15 protein-coding genes are annotated in these 17,775 nt (G+C 64.0%); 7 read left to right on the top strand and 8 right to left on the bottom strand.

All coding sequences use genetic code 11. The annotated features are described in order from the left end of the window. Nucleotides 1–312: 312 nt before the first annotated feature. The 3 genes from ABID59_RS13165 (at nucleotide 313) to ABID59_RS13155 (ending at nucleotide 2,932) form a co-directional block, all read left to right on the top strand. Nucleotides 313–1,173: an alpha/beta fold hydrolase gene (locus ABID59_RS13165; RefSeq protein ID WP_148754853.1), complete on the top strand. Its 861-nt coding sequence runs from the start codon at nucleotides 313–315 to the stop codon at nucleotides 1,171–1,173. 126 nt (nucleotides 1,174–1,299) lie between these two features. After that, the gene (locus ABID59_RS13160) at nucleotides 1,300–2,055 is read left to right on the top strand and encodes a VWA domain-containing protein (RefSeq protein ID WP_354084049.1); all 756 of its coding nucleotides are present in this window, start codon (nucleotides 1,300–1,302) and stop codon (nucleotides 2,053–2,055) included. Nucleotides 2,056–2,206: 151 nt separating this feature from the next. Beyond that, a complete protein-coding gene (locus ABID59_RS13155) occupies nucleotides 2,207–2,932 on the top strand; it encodes a DnaJ domain-containing protein (RefSeq protein ID WP_354032610.1) in 726 nt (241 codons plus the stop codon). A gap of 224 nt (nucleotides 2,933–3,156) precedes the next feature. Here the strand turns inward: ABID59_RS13155 and ABID59_RS13150 are convergent, their stop codons facing one another. Further along, nucleotides 3,157–4,965, bottom strand: a complete 1,809-nt coding sequence (locus ABID59_RS13150; RefSeq protein ID WP_354083676.1) for a serine hydrolase — start codon at nucleotides 4,963–4,965, stop codon at nucleotides 3,157–3,159. 388 nt (nucleotides 4,966–5,353) lie between these two features. Here ABID59_RS13150 and ABID59_RS13145 point away from each other — a divergent pair, with 388 nt between their 5' ends. Continuing rightward, nucleotides 5,354–5,692: a phasin family protein gene (locus ABID59_RS13145; RefSeq protein ID WP_148754857.1), complete on the top strand. Its 339-nt coding sequence runs from the start codon at nucleotides 5,354–5,356 to the stop codon at nucleotides 5,690–5,692. 72 nt (nucleotides 5,693–5,764) lie between these two features. Here ABID59_RS13145 and ABID59_RS13140 read toward each other — a convergent pair whose 3' ends face one another. From ABID59_RS13140 to ABID59_RS13130, 3 genes are read right to left on the bottom strand one after another with little or no spacing between them, the layout of a single operon-like run. Next, nucleotides 5,765–6,358: a TadE/TadG family type IV pilus assembly protein gene (locus ABID59_RS13140; protein ID WP_354032612.1), complete on the bottom strand. Its 594-nt coding sequence runs from the start codon at nucleotides 6,356–6,358 to the stop codon at nucleotides 5,765–5,767. Beyond that, the gene (locus ABID59_RS13135; protein WP_354083675.1) at nucleotides 6,355–6,915 is read right to left on the bottom strand and encodes a TadE/TadG family type IV pilus assembly protein; all 561 of its coding nucleotides are present in this window, start codon (nucleotides 6,913–6,915) and stop codon (nucleotides 6,355–6,357) included. Before ABID59_RS13135 ends, ABID59_RS13140 begins: the two co-directional genes overlap by 4 nt. A gap of 9 nt (nucleotides 6,916–6,924) precedes the next feature. Further along, complete coding sequence (locus ABID59_RS13130; protein WP_354083673.1) at nucleotides 6,925–8,328, bottom strand: TadE/TadG family type IV pilus assembly protein; 1,404 nt, start codon at nucleotides 8,326–8,328, stop codon at nucleotides 6,925–6,927. 483 nt (nucleotides 8,329–8,811) lie between these two features. Between ABID59_RS13130 and clpS the strand changes: the two genes are divergently transcribed. Further along, nucleotides 8,812–9,144, top strand: coding sequence for an ATP-dependent Clp protease adapter ClpS (gene clpS / locus ABID59_RS13125; protein WP_027530069.1), 333 nt, complete (start codon nucleotides 8,812–8,814; stop codon nucleotides 9,142–9,144). A 294-nt stretch (nucleotides 9,145–9,438) separates the two neighbouring features. After that, nucleotides 9,439–11,847 (top strand): ATP-dependent Clp protease ATP-binding subunit ClpA, encoded by a 2,409-nt coding sequence (clpA, locus tag ABID59_RS13120; RefSeq protein WP_148754862.1) that lies wholly within the window; start codon nucleotides 9,439–9,441, stop codon nucleotides 11,845–11,847. A 69-nt stretch (nucleotides 11,848–11,916) separates the two neighbouring features. Here the strand turns inward: clpA and ABID59_RS13115 are convergent, their stop codons facing one another. The 4 genes from ABID59_RS13115 to ABID59_RS13100 form a co-directional block, all read right to left on the bottom strand. Then, complete coding sequence (locus ABID59_RS13115; protein ID WP_187435277.1) at nucleotides 11,917–12,375, bottom strand: peptidase associated/transthyretin-like domain-containing protein; 459 nt, start codon at nucleotides 12,373–12,375, stop codon at nucleotides 11,917–11,919. Nucleotides 12,376–12,503: 128 nt separating this feature from the next. Then, entirely contained in the window at nucleotides 12,504–13,925 is a 1,422-nt protein-coding gene (locus ABID59_RS13110) for an MFS transporter (RefSeq protein ID WP_354083672.1), read from the bottom strand. Nucleotides 13,926–14,109: 184 nt separating this feature from the next. Further along, nucleotides 14,110–15,135 (bottom strand): aldo/keto reductase, encoded by a 1,026-nt coding sequence (locus ABID59_RS13105; protein ID WP_148754865.1) that lies wholly within the window; start codon nucleotides 15,133–15,135, stop codon nucleotides 14,110–14,112. Nucleotides 15,136–15,591: 456 nt separating this feature from the next. Then, complete coding sequence (locus ABID59_RS13100) at nucleotides 15,592–16,548, bottom strand: AraC-like ligand-binding domain-containing protein (RefSeq protein ID WP_354083671.1); 957 nt, start codon at nucleotides 16,546–16,548, stop codon at nucleotides 15,592–15,594. A 197-nt stretch (nucleotides 16,549–16,745) separates the two neighbouring features. Here ABID59_RS13100 and ABID59_RS13095 point away from each other — a divergent pair, with 197 nt between their 5' ends. Continuing rightward, entirely contained in the window at nucleotides 16,746–17,762 is a 1,017-nt protein-coding gene (locus tag ABID59_RS13095; RefSeq protein ID WP_354083670.1) for a carbon-nitrogen hydrolase family protein, read from the top strand. The last annotated feature ends 13 nt before the right edge of the window (nucleotides 17,763–17,775 follow it).

Raw genomic sequence — 17,775 nt, 5'->3', positions numbered from 1 at the left:
AAAACAGCCAGTTCCCGCGGGAACCGCGGTCGTGTTCGGCCGTTTTCATCCCACGTTTACCGCGAAATTGAACCCAATCGAGACGGGTTGCGTCGGATGGTGACCTACACCCTGACGTAGCCGTACAAGAACGCGATGCCCAAGAAACGTGTGCGGCGCACAACGAAAGGGCTGCCAGTTCACAATATTTGGCCTTCCTGTCACGCGGCTGTGACATATATTAGGGAATAGGCGCGAAGGGGCCGAAGAGCTCCTCGAATAACACGATTTTCAACAGGGATCAGGTCGCAGGACCTGAGGCTGAGGACGAAAATGAAGCGTGGAATTGCCGTTCTGGTTTCTGTCGGAGCCCTCTGCGGCGTCGCCTATTTCACGGCGAGCAAGTGGGCCATCAAGCACGAGACCATCACCTTCTACGACGCTTCGCGCGACAACCGTCCCGTGCCTGTCGACATCGCGATCCGTCGCGACAAGGAAATGCAGGCCAACGCCGGCATGATCACCATGCCGGTCGCCGTGATCAATCACGGCAACACCGTCAAGAACACCGAGTACGGCTTCCTCGCCAACATCTTCGCCGCGCGCGGCTACCTCGTCGTCAGCCCGCAGCATGATTTGCCGACCGATCCGCCGATGGTGACCAAGCCCGGCGAGATCTATGTCGGCCGCCTGCCGCAGATCCTGCGTGGTGTCGCCAATATCCATCTGGCAATGCAGGAGATGAAGAAGGTTCAGCCCAACGCCGACTATTCCAGGGTGACGATGGTCGGCCATTCCATGGGCGGCGACATCACGATGTATTTCGCCAAGCAGTATCCGGACGAGGTCAAGAAGGTCGTGACGCTGGACAATCTCCGCGTGCCCTTTGTCACTGCCGGCAAGTTCAAGATCCTGTCGTTCCGCTCCAAGGATCCGCAGTTCAAGACCGATCCGGGCGTGATCCCGACCGACGAGGAGTGCGAGAAGGCCGGTATTCAGGTCGTGAAGACCGACTTCCAGCACAACGACATGCGTGACACCGGTCCGGACGGCGCCAAGAACTCGATTCAGGGTATGCTCGATAAATTCCTGAGCGACACTGACAGCGCAATCGCGCCGGTCGATACCACGTCGTCGCCGCCGAAGGTGCTCGAGCCGGGTCCCGTCGCGCTGATGTCGCCGGCCAAGAGCTGATCAGTCCGACTATCGTTCGAAACACGCTTCAAAGCCTCCGCCGGCTTATGCCTGCGGAGGCTTTGCACATTGACCGGGCAGGGCGCGCTATCCACATTGGTGGTGTGAGACCAAGTGCGACCCCAGATGTCCGGCGATCCCATTAAGCCGCGCAATAGCGATGCCGTCTCGGCGAGAGCCGAAAGCGACGGCGCGTTGCCGCAGGCAAAGACCTCGACTTCGGAGGACGTCGCCGCCTTTGTCGCCAAGGCGCGTGCACTGTCGCCGCATGCGCCCGGCGCCAAGGGCCGCCTCATCTTCGCGCTGGATGCGACAATGAGCCGGCAGCCGACCTGGGACATGGCCTGTGCGCTTCAGGCGGACATGTTTCGTGAGGCCGCCTCCCTCGGCAGCCTCGACATCCGGCTCGTCTATTATCGCGGCTTCAACGAATGCCGTGCCACCGGGTGGATTTCGGACAGCGGCAAGCTTGCGACGCTGATGAGCAAGATCGATTGCCGCGGTGGCGACACTCAGATCGGCAGGGTGCTGACCGACGCGCGGCGCGAGGCGGTCGCGTCGGGCGTGCGTGCCGTGGTCTTCGTCGGCGACGCCATGGAAGAGCAGGTCGATGCGCTTTGCGCCAAGGCCGGCGAGCTCGGCATGCTGAAGGTGCCGGTGTTCCTGTTTCAGGAAGGCCATGATGCGCTCGCCGAACAGGCCTTTCGCGAGATCGCGCGCCTGACCGGCGGCGCCTGGTGCCGGTTCGATCCGGGCGCGGCGGCGCAGCTGCGCGAATTGTTGCGGGCCGCTGCGGCCTATGCCGCTGGCGGCCGCGAGGCACTATTGAAACTGGCGAAGACGGCGAGCGGTGCGGCGCAGCTGATCGGACAGATGAAGTAGCAGATCAAGCCGGCGCTGCCTGCGGCGGAGGCGGTGCGGCGACAGGCGGCAGCAAGCGTCCCTGCACAAACGTGGCCAAGGCTCTTCTGTCAATTGCGGACGCGCGAAACGACGCCATGCTTTTCGACAAGAGGGCGACTATATTCCAGCCATGACCCTGATCGCCGGCCTTGTCGCCGTTATCACGATTTATCTGCTGCTCCAGATGTTCCGCGCCGCCAATCCGGCGGTGCTGGCACGCACCATCAAGGTCGGGGGCGGCGTGGTCGCGCTCGCTGTCGCTGCCTTCACGGGCTTGCGCGGCGAATTGGCAGTGGCGATTCCGCTTGGGCTATTCGGTGCCGGACTGCTCGGCTGGACGCCACTGGCGAATGCGGGCTTCGGGAATATCGGAGGCCTGTTCGGCGGCGGCGCGACGCGCTCGTCCGGCCAGAGCTCGCGCGTGCGCTCGCAATTCCTGGACATGCGGCTCGACCACGAGTCCGGCCAGCTCTCGGGCCAGATCGTCGCCGGACCGCACGCCGGGCGTGAGCTCGACGAGTTCGACCTTGCAAGCCTGCTGGCGATGGTCCCGGCATTCGACGCCGAGAGCGTGGCCTTACTTGAAAGCTATCTGGACCGCCGGTTTCCCGCTTGGCGTCAGAACGCGCAGGGCAACGCGGCAGGGGGGCAGCGCCGCACGGCGTCGAGCGGCAAAATGACGGCGGAGGAAGCCTATCAGATCCTTGGCTTGCAGCCTGGAGCGGGGCGCGACGACATCAGCCGGGCGCACAAGTCCCTCATGAAGAAACTGCATCCCGACCAGGGGGGCTCGACGTACCTCGCTGCCCGTGTAAACGAGGCCAAGGATACTCTGCTTCGTACGCATAACGGCTAACTCCGGCACCACGCCACAAACGCCCGTACCGTGTGAGCTCCACTTGCTCTGTTTGCCGTCGCCCCGATGCCCGCCATTGTCGGCGTGGTCGATCCCTTGAGCAAAGTTTTAACCGTAAAGTCTTGACGAGAGGTTGTCGCGGAACAGCCTCCAGCGCTACCGCTTCCCAAAAACAAGAATGCCCGCGCAGGGCGCGGGCATTTCGCTTGGAGGGGTAGGGAAGATCAGTTGCGGACGGTCATGCAGGAGATGTCGGCGCGCTTCAGCGCCTTGCACACCGCCTCGGCCTGGTCCCGCTCGAGCCCGGCGAAGCGGGCGCGGTAGAGCTTGCGATTGTCCCTGGCGACAACAGGCTCGGTGAACGGATCGGCCTTGCTGAGCAGGCCGCGGGCCGAGCTGCGCGCGGCTTCAATTCGCTGCTGGGCTTCGCCCTCGCTCTCGAGCGCGCCGACCTGGACGATCCAGCCGCTATGGGTGGCGAGCGGCTTGGTGGCGGCGCTCGTCTGGATCGGCTGCGGCGCCGGATCGGCAGAGGCGAGCCTCGCGACCGGGGCAGCGGCGGTGGCCGCCGGCAGCACGCCGAGGATGCCGTTGCCGGTGCCGAAGCCTGCCGGCTGCTGCGGCATCTCGGTCCGGGTGACCTCGGCCCGGGTGGGCTCCGGCTTGTTGATGATGTCGGCCCTGGCGACGACGGCGCCGGAAGTCTCGGCGACGTCGGTGCGGGGCGAAATCGTGTTGGTGACCTGCGGCGCGACCTGGGTCGGGGCGGCGGACGCGACTTTGACCGCGCCGGCCTTGACCTGAACCGTCTTGACCCGGACCGGCTTCATCGGCTCGGACGAGCCCGGAATGAGGGCGAGCGGCTGGCTCGAGATCACCCCATTGGTGAGCGGTGCGGGCTCGATCTTGGACTCCATGGGCTTGGCTTCGGGCTTGGGCTGGGCCGGCGGCATCGCGGCGGTCGCAGCTGCAAGGGCCGACAGGCGCGAGGCGGGTCGTGACGCGGCTGCCTCGGGGGCGGGGGCGGCCGCGACCTGAACCGGCGCAGCGGGACGGGCCGGGGTATCCGAAGCGTCGGCAACGTCGGTGCTGGTGTCGGCGCTGTTGCGCTCGGTCACCGCCACGACAGTGTGGTTGGTCGCGCCCTTCTCGAGATTTTCCGCGAGCAGATTGCGCATGATGGCATCGCGCGAGCCTCCGCTGCGGCCGCCGAGCACCACGCCGATCAGATGACGGTTGCCACGGCGCATCGAGGTCACGAGATTGAAGCCGGAAGCGCGGGTGTAGCCGGTCTTGATGCCGTCCACACCCTCGACACTGCCGAGCAGGTGATTGTGGTTGCGGATCTGCTCGCCGCGCCAGGTGAACGACGTGGTCGAGAAATAGCGATAGTAGCGCGGGAAGCGCTCCTGGATGGCGCGGCCGAGCGTGGCCTGGTCGCGCGCGGTCGTCACCTGCTCGTCGTTGGGAAGGCCGTTGGCGTTGCGGTAGACAGTCTTGGTCATGCCGAGCGCGCGCGCCTTGCGCGTCATCATCGCGGCGAAATCGTCCTCGTCGCCGCCGATCGCTTCGGCGATCACAACGGCAGCGTCGTTGGCGGAGCGGGTGACGAGACCCTTGATCGCGTCCTCGACGCGGATGGTCTGGCCGGCACGCAGATTGAGCTTGGTCGGATCCTGATCGGCGGCGTGCTGCGACACCGGCATCTCGGTGTCGAGCTTCATCTTGCCGGATTCGAGACGCTCGAACAGCAAGTAGAGCGTCATGATCTTGGTGAGCGAGGCCGGATGGCGAACCCCGTCGGGGCTGGTCGACTGGAGCACTGTGCCGGAATTGCCGTCGACGATGATCGACGCGAATTGCGGGCTGTAGCTTTCGGAAACGTCGCGATGCACACGGTGGTGCGCGTAGTGGCGCCGATAGCGCCGCGCATCGGCGGCATCGGTCGTGAAGATGACGGCTGTGGTGACCGCGAGAAGCCCGAAAATGCCGACCCGCGCCAAGCGCGAGGAAGACCAGTTGTTACGAAGCATGGAACCCCGTCCCCGTTTGTGACTTGATCACCGGCTCGTGAGGCGAAATTGTGCCCTGCGTACCCGGGATCATTACCTGCTCAGGCTGTCCCTCCGCTGGTGCTCGCCGCGGGGGACGTTGGACCTGAGCCGCTATTCTGGCTAAGGTGATGTTCTCAAACGGCTTTTGACCGTCTGCGGAAGGTGAACACGTCCAGGGAATCAGGGTAGGGGTCCGCGGTTTCCAAAAGCTTAAGGAACCCTTGCGGGAAACCCAGGGAATCTCCGTAACTTGGATTGACTTTTGTGCGTCGCACAAGATTCTTGACTTTTTTGTGCGTTGCACTAATTGTGGGCAGAGTCAGGGAGCCGGGGCTTCCGGACACGAGCCAGGGAAAAGGATTCCAAGATGTTCAAGGTTGAAGACTTTCAGAACTACGGGAAAGAGCATTTCGAGACGTGCGTTGCTTCCGCGACCTCGGTGCAGCACGGCCTCCAGGCGATCGCCAGCGCTTACGGCGACTACACCAAGAAGTCTTTTGAAGATACCAAGTCCTTCGTCGAGAAGCTCTCCGGCGTGAAGTCGCTGGACAAGGCGATGGAAGCCCAGACCGATTTCGCCCGCTCCGCCTACGAGACCTTCGTCGCGGAATCGCAGAAGATCGCCGGCCTCTACAGCGATCTCGCCAAGCAGGCGTTCAAGCCGGTCGAGACGGTCGTGTCGAAGTTCACCCCGGCCGCCCAATAACGCATTCGAAGAGTGCTGGAATCGAAAAAGCCCGGCTGGTTCAGCCGGGCTTTTTCTGCGAGTGGCGGCACGTCAAGAGGTTGGACATGAGGTACCTGGGACGGGCGGCGTCGTCCCGCTTATGATGGTAGGGACAAAGCCCGTTTGACGTGGATACAGGTAGTAGCTGTCGCTGAGCGCAACTGTCCCGCTGATCGTGTAGCCGAGGTTAGGCGTATAGAAGTACGTCGCCTCACCAAGGATAAGCCCAGCTGTCGTCGGCACCCCCGTCAGGGATGTTGGCAGGATGACAGTCGCCCCGGCGGTCCTCGCTGTGCCGTTGAGTGACTGGCTCCAGATCACCTTGGCTGTGACGTTATCGCCGGTCGGCTGCACCTCCGAGACGGTCACGAAGGCCTTGGTGACGTCATAGGGTGATAGAACTTTCGACGAGGCGTTGAGAATGCCGGTGACGTCGCTCGTCGTCACACATTTGTTCTGCGACAGGATATCGGCGATGGTATGTACCGTAGCCGTGACCTTGACGTTGATCGAGAGCGCGTTGCCGAGCTCGACTCCGCCCATGCAAAGCAGCAGCATGAACGGCAGCACGATAGCAAGCTCGATGGCTGCCACGGCATTTTCGTCGGCTCGGAATTCCCTCAGACGCATGGGCAAGCGGGTCATTGATAGGGCTCGTTCTGGAAAGCGGCGGATGCCGTGATCTGGCGATTGCCGTTGGGCAGGTTTGCCAGGGTAAAGCCGAGCGGTCCCATGAAGACCGGCCATTGGTAGATCACCGCCAGGATGACCTTGTCGCTGGGGCCTCCCGGGTTGTAGGGCCAGCTGTTGGCGACACTGCCGTCGGCATTGAAAGTTAATGTTGGTGCAGCCGCGCTCAATGCCGACCAGCTGCTCCCGGATTGAACGCTGATCATCAACTTGTTGCAGTTGAAGATGATACGGACCTGCGAGCAGACCAGGGTCGAAAATTGGGTCTGCGTCATGCCGGCTGCCTGTACCTGGCCGGTCATGACCTGGCGCGCCGACTGCTGCACGACCTGCTGAAGCAGTTGCTGGCCGAAGAAGACCAGGAATATCTGGATGATTCCAACCAGCAACGCGATGAACACCGGCGCAACCAGCGCGAATTCGACAGCGTTCGCGCCGCCTTCGTCTTTGCGGAAAGTTGCGAACAGCTCGCGAAGGCGTCGCTTTCCGGATATGGCTGGCAACTCGGGCATGACGTCAGCTCAGTTCGTCAGGTGAGGGGCCGTTTCCACGACCAACAGGAACAGTTTCTTGAGTGCATCGGTGATGTCGCCGCCCGATTGCACGCCGTAGAACAAGCCGGGGGATGCACAGGCTTGCGCATTCTGCGCGATCTGTCCGGTCTTCGAGTCAGGATTATTGAACGGCGCGATATAGCTGTTGTACCAGCTGTTGGTCGGCAGCGGCAGGTACTCGGTATAAAGCACCGCGATGCGAATTCCCCGGTTCTTGATCGTCGTGCATATCGACGTGTTGATCGGCTGCTGGCACCGATACTTGGAGCCGTTCGCAAGCGGCGTTCCGTTGCAGGACGAGCTCAGCGACACCATCTTGTCATCAACCCCGTCGGTGACGAGGAACACCACTTCCTGAGGTGTATCCCCGGTCTGATTTGACCCCCCGCCGGGGAGAGGCATGAGTCCGTTGACGTTCGTGAGCGCATTTTCGATGTCGGTGCCGTAGTCGGTGGTGCAGCTCCCCGAAACGACGCAGTTCTGATGGTCGACGGTGAGAAGCGAGATGTTGTTGGCGGCCGAGGTCGCGGCACTCGACAGGTCGGCGGATGGCAGCCCCGACGGCGCATAAACCGTGTTGAACCCGTAGTCGAATGTATAGATCGCAGCCTTGTAGGTGTTGTTCTGCGTCGCCTGTACGGTTTGCGCAGTGCTCATGAGACTTGCGGTCGCCTGAGCCACGAGGTCGATTCGCAGCGTAATATTGTTGTTGCGCGCGATGGTGAGGTTGTCCTTGGTCGAGGCGCTCGCGCCGCTGTCGAGATTGGGATGCGCTTCATGACAGGCGAACGCGCAGCTCCTCGAGCCGGAGGGCTGGCTCGCGGTCGCGGCTATCATTTTGGTGATATCGTCCGACGTCGCTGCAATTCCCATCGACGGCGAGTCGTCGAGCAGCAGATAGAAGTTGATGTTCGGCGCGCCGGAGGCGCTGGCCGTCGCTGCGCCCCTGATTGGCCACACGGGGGCGCCGAGCAACGTCGGGAAGGCGTTGCTGGAGTTCGCGGTGTAGCTGACGGTCGCAGTGCGCACCAGGCCGGTGTTGCCGACGTTGACCGTCAGGATCGGATTCCCCGTCAGGCCGCCGGCGATTGCGTTTGCCGTTGCATTGAAGATATTCGTGGCGGTCGTCTGTGCGACTGTCGTGCTTTGGGCCATCATCGACGGCGTCACGGCCGCGATTGCGGCGGCATCGGCAGCGGCGTCCAGCTGCGATTGCCGGCGTTGGGCCTGGGTGTAATCGAGCGTCATGCCCAACAAATAGATAGTCGGGAACAGCATGATCGCGAAGATGACGGCGACGTTGGCTTGCTCAGCGGCGGCAAAGCGAGCCAGTGGTCGACGAATGCACCGGGCGGCGGGCAGGCGAAACATGACTTTCCCCGAAATCTCTAGTTTGCCTGATTTCGGGGTGCGCGGTTGAAGACCAGGTAAATTTGGCCGTACAAAACCGGGGCCAATTGCGCGCAAAAGGTCGCGCCCCCGCCGCTGAAGGGGTTCCTGGTTAATGTCGGTGAAACCGAGGATGGATTATTTTGGCAAATCGGTCCGGATTGGTTAACCTTGGCCCGGATCGCCCGAACCGGGAATCGGGACCGCCGCGGCCGCATCGGCTCGGCCGTCGCACGCTTGCGGCGAGCCGGGGGCGGGCCCATATTCCCTGCAATCGATCCGGCTTCGACCGGGCCGGTTGGAAGCGGCGATCCAACAGGGCGGCGCGCCCGTGCGAGGCTCCCCGGTGCGGGACCGCGCGGCAAGCCGCCATACGCTTCCGTGGGGAATTTGAACGCCTGAGCCATGCCGCAAGTGACTTCCAGACTCGATCCGTCCGCGGCCGCCGCCGCCCACGCTCCCCGAATGAGCAACGATGAGAACCGTTCCGGTGGACCGGCGGGTCCGAACACGTCCGTCATCACCAAGGTCAAGCCAAAGACCAAGCGGCCCAACCTCTATCGCGTGCTGATCCTCAACGACGACTACACGCCGATGGAATTCGTCGTCCACGTGCTGGAGAAGTTCTTCCAGAAGGATGTCGAGGCCGCGACCAAGATCATGCTGCACGTCCATCATCACGGGATCGGCGAGTGCGGCGTGTTCACCTACGAGATTGCCGAGACCAAGGTGACGCAGGTGATGGATTTCGCCCGCAAGCACCAGCATCCGCTGCAATGCGTGATGGAAAAGAAATAACTGCGCGTTCGAGTCCCGAGCTGTCCAGACCGGTTCTGTTCGTGCGGTGTGTGATGTCAGCGGATACCGCTGCATGATCCGGCGAAAATCGGCGCCGACGCCAATCCTGCCCAAACGGGTAGTTTTGCCCAAATCGGAACGGGTTTTGCATTGAGAATGCGGTGGGGCGCGTAATGCCCACCGAGTCGCGGAACCGGTCTTTTGCCGCGGTCTTGTATAACTATATGTGACAAAGGTTGTTGTTGCCTGACCGGGCGATGGCGATCATGATGGTGGGGGCCATAGAGGACGCGAATGCCGACTTTTTCCCAAAGCCTTGAACAATCCCTGCATCGTGCACTGGCGATCGCCAACGAGCGTCACCACCAATACGCGACGCTCGAGCATCTTCTGCTCTCGCTGATCGATGATTCCGATGCAGCCGCGGTCATGCGCGCCTGTAGCGTCGATCTCGACAAGCTCCGCACGAGCCTCGTCAATTATCTTGAGACCGAATTCGAAAATCTGGTGACGGATGGCGCCGACGACGCCAAGCCGACCGCCGGTTTCCAGCGCGTGATCCAGCGCGCGGTGATCCACGTGCAGTCCTCCGGTCGCGAAGAGGTGACCGGTGCGAACGTGTTGATCGCGATCTTCGCCGAGCGCGAGAGCCATGCCGCGTACTTCCTGCAGGAGCAGGACATGACGCGCTACGATGCTGTCAACTACATCAGCCACGGCATTGCCAAGCGGCCGGGCGTCTCCGAGGCGCGGCCGGTGCGCGGCGTCGACGAGGAGACCGAGACCAAGGGGGCCGAGGACGCCAAGAAGAAGGGCGAGGCGCTCGATACGTATTGCGTCAACCTCAACAAGAAGGCGCGTGACGGCAAGATCGATCCGGTGATCGGACGCAATTCCGAGATCAACCGCGCGATCCAGGTGCTGTGCCGCCGCCAGAAGAACAATCCGCTGTTCGTGGGCGAGGCCGGGGTCGGCAAGACTGCGATCGCGGAGGGCCTTGCCAAGCGCATCGTCGACAGCGAGGTGCCGGAGGTGCTCGCGGCTGCGACCGTGTTCTCGCTCGACATGGGCACGCTGCTCGCGGGTACACGCTATCGCGGCGACTTCGAGGAACGCCTCAAGCAGGTGCTGAAGGAGCTCGAGGCGCATCCCAACGCCATCCTGTTCATCGACGAGATCCACACCGTGATCGGTGCGGGCGCGACGTCGGGCGGCGCGATGGACGCATCGAACCTGCTCAAGCCTGCGCTCGCCTCGGGCACGATCCGCTGCATGGGCTCGACCACCTACAAGGAATACCGTCAGCACTTCGAGAAGGACCGCGCGCTGGTGCGGCGCTTCCAGAAGATCGACATCAACGAGCCGACGGTCGAGGACGCGATCGCCATCCTCAAGGGCCTCAAGCCGTACTTCGAGGACTATCACCGGCTGAAGTACACCAATGAGGCGATCGAGGCTGCCGTGCAGCTCTCCTCGCGCTACATCCACGACCGCAAGCTGCCCGACAAGGCGATCGACGTGATCGACGAGTCCGGTGCGGCGCAGATGCTGGTTGCCGAGAACAAGCGCAAGAAGACGATCGGCATCAAGGAGATCGAGACCACGATCGCCTCGATGGCGCGGATCCCGCCGAAGAGCGTGTCGAAGGACGATGCCGAGGTGCTCAAGCATCTCGAGCAGACCCTGAAGCGCACCGTGTTCGGCCAGGACAAGGCGATCGAGTCGCTTGCCGCTTCGATCAAACTCGCACGCGCGGGCCTGCGCGAGCCGGAGAAGCCGATCGGCTGCTACCTGTTCTCGGGTCCGACCGGTGTCGGCAAGACCGAGGTGGCCAAGCAGCTCGCGGCGTCGCTCGGCGTCGAGCTGCTGCGCTTCGACATGTCCGAATACATGGAGCGGCACACCGTGTCGCGCCTGATCGGCGCGCCTCCGGGCTATGTCGGCTTCGACCAGGGCGGCCTTCTGACCGACGGCGTCGATCAGCATCCGCATTGCGTTGTGCTGCTCGACGAAATCGAGAAGGCACATCCTGACCTTTACAACGTGCTGCTCCAGATCATGGATCACGGCCGGCTCACCGACCACAATGGCAAGCAGGTCAACTTCCGCAACGTGATCCTGATCATGACCACGAATGCGGGCGCTTCGGATCTCGCCAAGCAGGCGTTCGGCTTCACACGCTCGAAGCGGGAGGGCGACGACCACGAGGCGATCAACCGGCAGTTCGCGCCGGAATTCCGCAACCGCCTCGATGCTGTCGTCTCGTTCGGCCATCTCAGCGTCGAGGTGATCGGCACTGTGGTCGAGAAGTTCGTGCTCCAGCTCGAGGCGCAGCTTGGCGACCGCGACGTCACGATCGAGCTGTCCGAGCCCGCCAAGGCCTGGCTGGTCAAGCACGGCTATGACGAGCAGATGGGTGCGCGGCCAATGGCCCGTGTCATCCAGGAGCACATCAAGAAGCCCCTGGCCGACGAGGTGCTGTTCGGCAAGCTCAAGGGCGGTGGCCACGTTCGCGTCGTCCTGGTCAAGGACGAAACCGACGAGACCAAGGAAAAGATCGGCTTCGAGTTCGTCGAGGGCCCGGTCACGCCGAAGCAGGAAAAGCTGCCCGGCGCCCGCAAGCGCCCGCCGGGCAAGTCCAAGCCAGGCGGCCCCGGCGGCTCCAAGGGGCCGACCTCGAAGGGGCCGCTGGTCAAAGCGTGATCGGCGCATCATGAATCGAAAAGGCCGGCTGAAAAGCCGGCCTTTTTGTTGGCATGGCGGTGCCTGAATCTAGGTGCCGGCTTCGGGCGCGGCGGCAGCCGGTGGTCGCGGTTTCCTTGGGGCGGACGGCCGCGCGCGGGGAGCGGGAGACGGCTGCATCGTGACGATGACCGGATTCGGCTTGTGATCGGTTGCGGCGCCCGTCGCGGCATCGACGCCCATGCCGACGACACCGCCAAGCAGGAGATTGCCTGCGAAGCCGGCGGCCCCTCCGGTCTGGATGTCCCGGCCGAGCGGCACGATCTGCGGTTCATAGCCTTCCTTCTGGAAGGCGATGGAGATGTCGGCGTTCCGCTTGACGACCACGGAGCACGGCGTTGTGCAGGTCGTTGGCACTTCCAACCCGCTGACGACGGCTTCAACGCCAGACGGTGTCGATGAAATGCTGATGTTCTCGGTCGTGCCGCGCGTGACAGACGCGCAGCCGCCCAGCATGACGCTGAGCGCCACTATTCCAAATGAACGCATGAAATGCCCCTTGTCCCGGCGCAAATGAAGCGCAACCGGAGCGGGAGAGCAATCCCTCATAGGTCTGGATAGTTAAGCCACGCACAGGTTGCGCCTGGGAGCAACGGGAGCCTGTGCATGAACGCCTGTCATTCGCCCCGCAGGCGCTGGTCGTCCTGGACGCGGACATGCTCGGCGCCGCGCGCACCCGCGGGCGACAGCCGCAGCATGCTCAGCATCGCGCCGCACATGGCAAAGCCAACGCCGGTGAAAAGCGCGATCCGGGTTCCCTCAACCGGATAGCGGCCGAGGAACAGCGCGACCAGCGCAGCTCCGGTGGTTTGGCCGAGCAGGCGTGCCGTGCCCAGCATGCCGCTCGCGCCGCCGGCGCGTTGGCGCGGCGCGGCGGCGATCATGGTGCGGTTGTTGGGCGTCTGGAACAGGCCGAAGCCGGCGCCCGCCAGCGCCATCCGCCAGATCACGTCGAGCGGCGCCGGGCTCGCGGGCAGGACGGCGAGTGCTGCGAGGCCACAGGCGAACAGCGTCAGCCCGATGCCGCCGAGCAGGCCGGCCGGATAGTGCTCGACCAGGCGCCCGGCCAGCGGAGCGGCGAACGCCACCGCGATTGGCCACGGCGTGATCAAGAGGCCCATATGCACGGCCGAGTAGCCGAAGCGGCTCTGCAGGTAGAACGGGATCGCGACGAAGGCCAGCATCTGCCCGCAGAACGAGGCGATCGAGGTCGCAATCGAGAGCCCGAACACCGGAATGCGCAACAGGTCGACCGGCAGCAGCGGCGACTTCATATGCGTCTCGCGATAGATGAGCAACGCGCCGGCGACGATCGCGATGGCGAACTGGACGAGCCAAGTGATCGGCGCCTCGCCGTGGCCGACGCTGTCGATCGCGGCGATGCCGACGCCGAAGGTGATCGCCGAGAGCCCCGCGCTCTGCCAGTCGAAGGAATGGCTCGCCGGAATCGTATGCGGCAGGCTGCGCAGGCCGAGGACCAGCGTGACCGCGCCGAGCGGAACGTTGATGGCGAACAGCCAGGGCCAGCTGCCGACTGCGAGAATGCCGGCGGCGAGCGTCGGCCCGACCGCGGCGGAGAAGGCGACGACGAGCGCGTTGAGCCCGATGCCGCGGCCGAGCAGGTTGCGCGGATAGGTAAAGCGAACCAGCGCCGCGTTGACGCTCATGATGCCGGCCGCACCAAATCCCTGGATGATGCGCGCGACCGTCAGCAGCGGCAGCGTATGCGCCAGCGCGCAGAAAGCGGATGCAAGCGTGAACAGCACGAGTCCGACCAGATAGACGCGACGATAGCCGACGATCTCGCCGAGCGACGCCAGCGGCAGCAGCGAGATCGTGATCGCGAGCTGGTAGCCGTTGACGATCCAGATCGAGAAGGCGGGGCTCGCATTCAGGTCGGCTGCGATCGTCGGCAACGCGACATTGGCGATGGCGCTGTCGACGACGGCCATGGTGATGCCGAGCGCAATGGTCAGGATCGCCTGATTGCGCTGGGGCTGTGGCAGGCCGTCGGCATGCTCGATCGGGACGGACGACATGGTGGAGGCGTGCTTGATTCGAGCCGTGATGATCTCCGGACTAGGAAATTGCGCGATGCATCGCAACCCGGCAGGACACGGACGGTTCCTGTGCCGGACGCAGGTCTCCCGCTGCCACTGGCATGGATCGGTCAGGCTCTCGCAGGCTCACCAGCGCGATGTCCAGCCGCTGCTGGTAAGCCAACTACACCGGCGGCGGATTGCGGTCGGAGAAGGTCCCCCGCTGGTGCCAGTACGGATAGGGCAACGTCACCTTGCTAGCCGCGTCGAGCGCTTCGATCTGGTCCTTGGTCAAGGACCATCCGACCGCGCCGAGATTTTCGCGCAACTGTGTTTCGTTGCGGGCGCCGATGATCAGCGTCGAAACGGTCGGACGCTGCAGCAGCCAGTTCAGCGCGATCTGGGAGACGCTCTTGCCCGTCTCCTTTGCGACCTCGTCGATGGCCTCGACGACCCGATAGACGTGTTCGTCCGGTACGGGCGGCCCGAAATCGGCGGTCTGGGGCAGGCGGCTCACTTCAGGCTTCGGCTGGCCGCGGCGAATCTTTCCGGTGAGGCGGCCCCATCCGAGCGGTGACCAGACCACGGCGCCGAGCCCCTGATCGAGGCCAAGCGGCATCAGCTCCCACTCATAATCGCGCCCGACCAGCGAATAGTAGGTCTGGTTGGCGACGTAGCGTGGGAAACCGTGCTTGTCGGCAACGCCAAGCGACTTCATCAGGTGCCAGCCCGAGAAATTCGAGACACCGACATAGCGGATCTTGCCGGCGCGCACGAGGGTATCGAGGGTGCTCAGCACCTCTTCGGGCGGGGTGAAGGCGTCGAAGGCATGGAGCTGGAACAGGTCGATATAGTCGGTGCCGAGCCGGCCGAGCGAGCCGTCAACGGCCGCGAGCAGATGCTGGCGTGACGAGCCGATGTCGTTGGGGCCGTCGCCAAAGCGGAACGTGGCCTTGGTCGAGACCAGCACCTTGTCGCGGCGGCCCTTGATGGCTTCACCGAGGACCCGCTCGGATTCACCGAGCGAATAGACGTCGGCGGTATCGAACATCGACACGCCGGCCTCGAGACAAATGTCCAGCAGGCGCCGCGCTTCCGTGGCGTCGGTCGTCCCCCAGGCCGCGAGACGGCCAACGCCGCCGAACGTGCCCGTGCCAAGGCTCAAAGCGGGCACCATGAGGCCGGACCGGCCCAAGCGTCGGTGTTCCATCGAATTGCTCCTCGTGGCCGCTGATTGATTGGTGCGGCCTTGGAAGCAGATCGTAATGCAAGCAGCCGCGTTGTCCTATCGCGCGCTGACATACCCGCCTTGCTTGGAAAATGGCCTAGTCGTGCAGACGCATGTCATCAAATGTTGCGTCTGCGACGCGCGCACCGACCGTCGTCGCAGGAGGTTGCGCTTCGACCCTGGCTGCTGACGATGCGACGCAGGGAGCCTCGCTGTCACGCGCCTGCCGGGGCAGGAGCGTCAAGCCCCAGCCCACCAGGACCAGCACCGCGAGCCGGATCGCGATCACACCCAGCAACAGCTCCGACCCGCTTATCGTCGCGTGAGTCCTCATGCATGCGAACCTGATGCAGACTGCACGACCTGACAATCTGGAATTGGCGAGCATTGCCTTCGCCTGAGACGAAGGCTTGCGATGATGGCTGACCGGAGTGGCTCTCAGTGCGGCAGCTGACTGTGCCGGAAGTCGCGCGGTGACATCCCGAAATGCTCGCGGAAGACGCGGCCGAAATGCGAGACATCGTTAAAGCCCCAGGCGAACGCAATCTCGCCGATGTGGCGCTGGGCGAGCACGGGCGAGGCGAGGTCGCGTTTGCACTGGGCGAGACGCTCGGCCAGCACATGGCGCTGGAACGAAGTGTCCTCGTCGGCGAGGAGATCGTTGACGTAGCGCGAGGAGATGCCGAGCGCGGCGGCGGTCTCGGTCAGCGAGAGGTCGGGGTCGGCGAGGCGTGTGCGGATATGCGCCTTGAGCCGGTAGAGCAGGGCGGAGCGATGGGTCGAGGACGGCAGCGACGTCCCGCCGAGCCGTTCGCTCAGCGCCATGGCGAGCAGGTCGACGGCTTGCGCGGAGAGGGCGGCGGCGCTGTTGGGCGCGAGCCGGTCCGCGCTCTGGCAGAGGCGGAAGATGAAGTCATAGGCGAGCCGCTCGAGCGGTACGTCGGCCCCGAATGTGATCGCGGTGAGTGTCTCGGTGCCGCCGAGCCGGCGCTGCAACATCTCGCGCGGCACCTTGAAGATGGTCTGGGAGAAGCTGTCCTTGAACTTCAGCTCATACGGACGCGTGGTGTCGTAGAGCGCGAACTCGCCGGGATGAATCACGGTCTCTCGACCATCCTGCACCACGCCGCCATCGCCGCGATGGCCGAGCGCGACGAGAACATAATCCTGATCCGAGCGCGCGATGCGCGAGGGCGTGCGGAAAACGTGCTGACGGTCTGAGCAGACCTCGGAGCAAACGGCCTTGCCGAGCGCGACTTGCGTGACCGAGCCGTGGAAGGCGCTGCCGAGGTCCGACTTGCAGTCGAGCCCGACGAAAACGTCGCAGACGATGTCCTGCCAGAGGGCCAGCCGGCGATAGCCGGGGCTGCCGTCTGTCGTGAACTGGATTGGCATCTCACAGGCCTCCCTTTCACATCCAGCAAAACCGCATGGTGGCGCAGATCCAGCCTGACCGCAGGCAAGTTCCGTACCGGGGCGGCGATCCTTCCAGTCGAGTTTTTGTTCCGCCGTGGTCGAGCGCGCGGCTGCCCGGCTTGCCTCAATAGACTGCATCGGACGTGGTCTCCGATCAACCGGCAATGGAGGCGGCAATGGGCATTGAACATCCGAAATACAAGGTCGCGGTGGTGCAGGCGGCGCCCGCCTGGCTCGACCTCGACGCCTCGATCGACAAGTCGATCGCGCTGATCAGGGACGCCGCGGAGAAGGGCGCCAAGCTGATCGCCTTTCCGGAGGCCTTCATCCCCGGCTACCCCTGGCACATCTGGATGGACTCGCCGGCCTGGGCGATCGGCCGCGGCTTCGTGCAGCGGTACTTTGATAATTCGCTGTCTTACGACAGCCCGCAGGCCGAGCGGCTACGCGATGCCGCGCGTAAGGCCAGGCTCACGGCCGTGATCGGCCTGTCCGAGCGCGACGGCGGCAGCCTTTATCTGGCGCAATGGTTGATCGGGCCGGATGGCGAGACAATTGCAAACCGCCGCAAATTGCGGCCGACGCATGCCGAGCGCACCGTCTATGGCGAGGGCGACGGCAGCGATCTTGCGGTCCATGCGCGCCCCGACATCGGCCGCATCGGCGCGCTGTGCTGCTGGGAGCATCTCCAGCCGCTGTCGAAATACGCCATGTACGCCCAGAACGAGCAGGTGCATGTCGCGGCCTGGCCGAGCTTCTCGCTGTACGACCCGTTTGCGCCGGCCCTCGGCGCCGAGGTCAACAACGCTGCCTCGCGCGTCTATGCGGTGGAGGGCTCCTGCTTCGTGCTCGCGCCTTGCGCGACGGTCTCGCAGGCGATGATCGACGAGCTCTGCGACCGGCCGGACAAGAACGCGTTGCTGCATGTGGGTGGCGGTTTCGCCGCGATCTATGGCCCGGATGGCAGCCAGATCGGCGACAAGCTGGCGCCAGACCAGGAGGGGCTGCTGATCGCCGAGATCGACCTCGGCGCCATCGGCGTCGCCAAGAATGCTGCCGATCCCGCCGGGCATTATTCGCGGCCCGACGTCACGCGGCTGCTGCTTAACAAGAAGCCGTACAAGCGCGTCGAGCATTTCGCGCTGCCGGTGGATACCATTGAGCCCACGGACATTGCCGCGGCGGCGAGCTGATCGCCGGGATCAA

The organism is Bradyrhizobium sp. S3.3.6 (assembly GCF_040546905.1).
Classification (GTDB): Bacteria; Pseudomonadota; Alphaproteobacteria; order Rhizobiales; family Xanthobacteraceae; genus Bradyrhizobium; species Bradyrhizobium cytisi.
This window is presented reverse-complemented; position numbering and strand designations above follow the sequence as displayed.

Excerpts from the sequence above, each read along its gene's own strand:
- ABID59_RS13165 (WP_148754853.1), top strand. The coding sequence starts at position 313 with ATGAAGCGTGGAATTGCCGTTCTGGTTTCTGTCGGAGCCCTCTGCGGC.
- ABID59_RS13160 (WP_354084049.1), top strand. The coding sequence starts at position 1,300 with ATGTCCGGCGATCCCATTAAGCCGCGCAATAGCGATGCCGTCTCGGCG.
- ABID59_RS13155 (WP_354032610.1), top strand. The coding sequence starts at position 2,207 with ATGACCCTGATCGCCGGCCTTGTCGCCGTTATCACGATTTATCTGCTG.
- ABID59_RS13150 (WP_354083676.1), bottom strand. The coding sequence starts at position 4,965 with ATGCTTCGTAACAACTGGTCTTCCTCGCGCTTGGCGCGGGTCGGCATT.
- ABID59_RS13145 (WP_148754857.1), top strand. The coding sequence starts at position 5,354 with ATGTTCAAGGTTGAAGACTTTCAGAACTACGGGAAAGAGCATTTCGAG.
- ABID59_RS13140 (WP_354032612.1), bottom strand. The coding sequence starts at position 6,358 with ATGACCCGCTTGCCCATGCGTCTGAGGGAATTCCGAGCCGACGAAAAT.
- ABID59_RS13135 (WP_354083675.1), bottom strand. The coding sequence starts at position 6,915 with ATGCCCGAGTTGCCAGCCATATCCGGAAAGCGACGCCTTCGCGAGCTG.
- ABID59_RS13130 (WP_354083673.1), bottom strand. The coding sequence starts at position 8,328 with ATGTTTCGCCTGCCCGCCGCCCGGTGCATTCGTCGACCACTGGCTCGC.
- clpS (WP_027530069.1), top strand. The coding sequence starts at position 8,812 with ATGAGCAACGATGAGAACCGTTCCGGTGGACCGGCGGGTCCGAACACG.
- clpA (WP_148754862.1), top strand. The coding sequence starts at position 9,439 with ATGCCGACTTTTTCCCAAAGCCTTGAACAATCCCTGCATCGTGCACTG.
- ABID59_RS13115 (WP_187435277.1), bottom strand. The coding sequence starts at position 12,375 with ATGCGTTCATTTGGAATAGTGGCGCTCAGCGTCATGCTGGGCGGCTGC.
- ABID59_RS13110 (WP_354083672.1), bottom strand. The coding sequence starts at position 13,925 with ATGTCGTCCGTCCCGATCGAGCATGCCGACGGCCTGCCACAGCCCCAG.
- ABID59_RS13105 (WP_148754865.1), bottom strand. The coding sequence starts at position 15,135 with ATGGAACACCGACGCTTGGGCCGGTCCGGCCTCATGGTGCCCGCTTTG.
- ABID59_RS13100 (WP_354083671.1), bottom strand. The coding sequence starts at position 16,548 with ATGCCAATCCAGTTCACGACAGACGGCAGCCCCGGCTATCGCCGGCTG.
- ABID59_RS13095 (WP_354083670.1), top strand. The coding sequence starts at position 16,746 with ATGGGCATTGAACATCCGAAATACAAGGTCGCGGTGGTGCAGGCGGCG.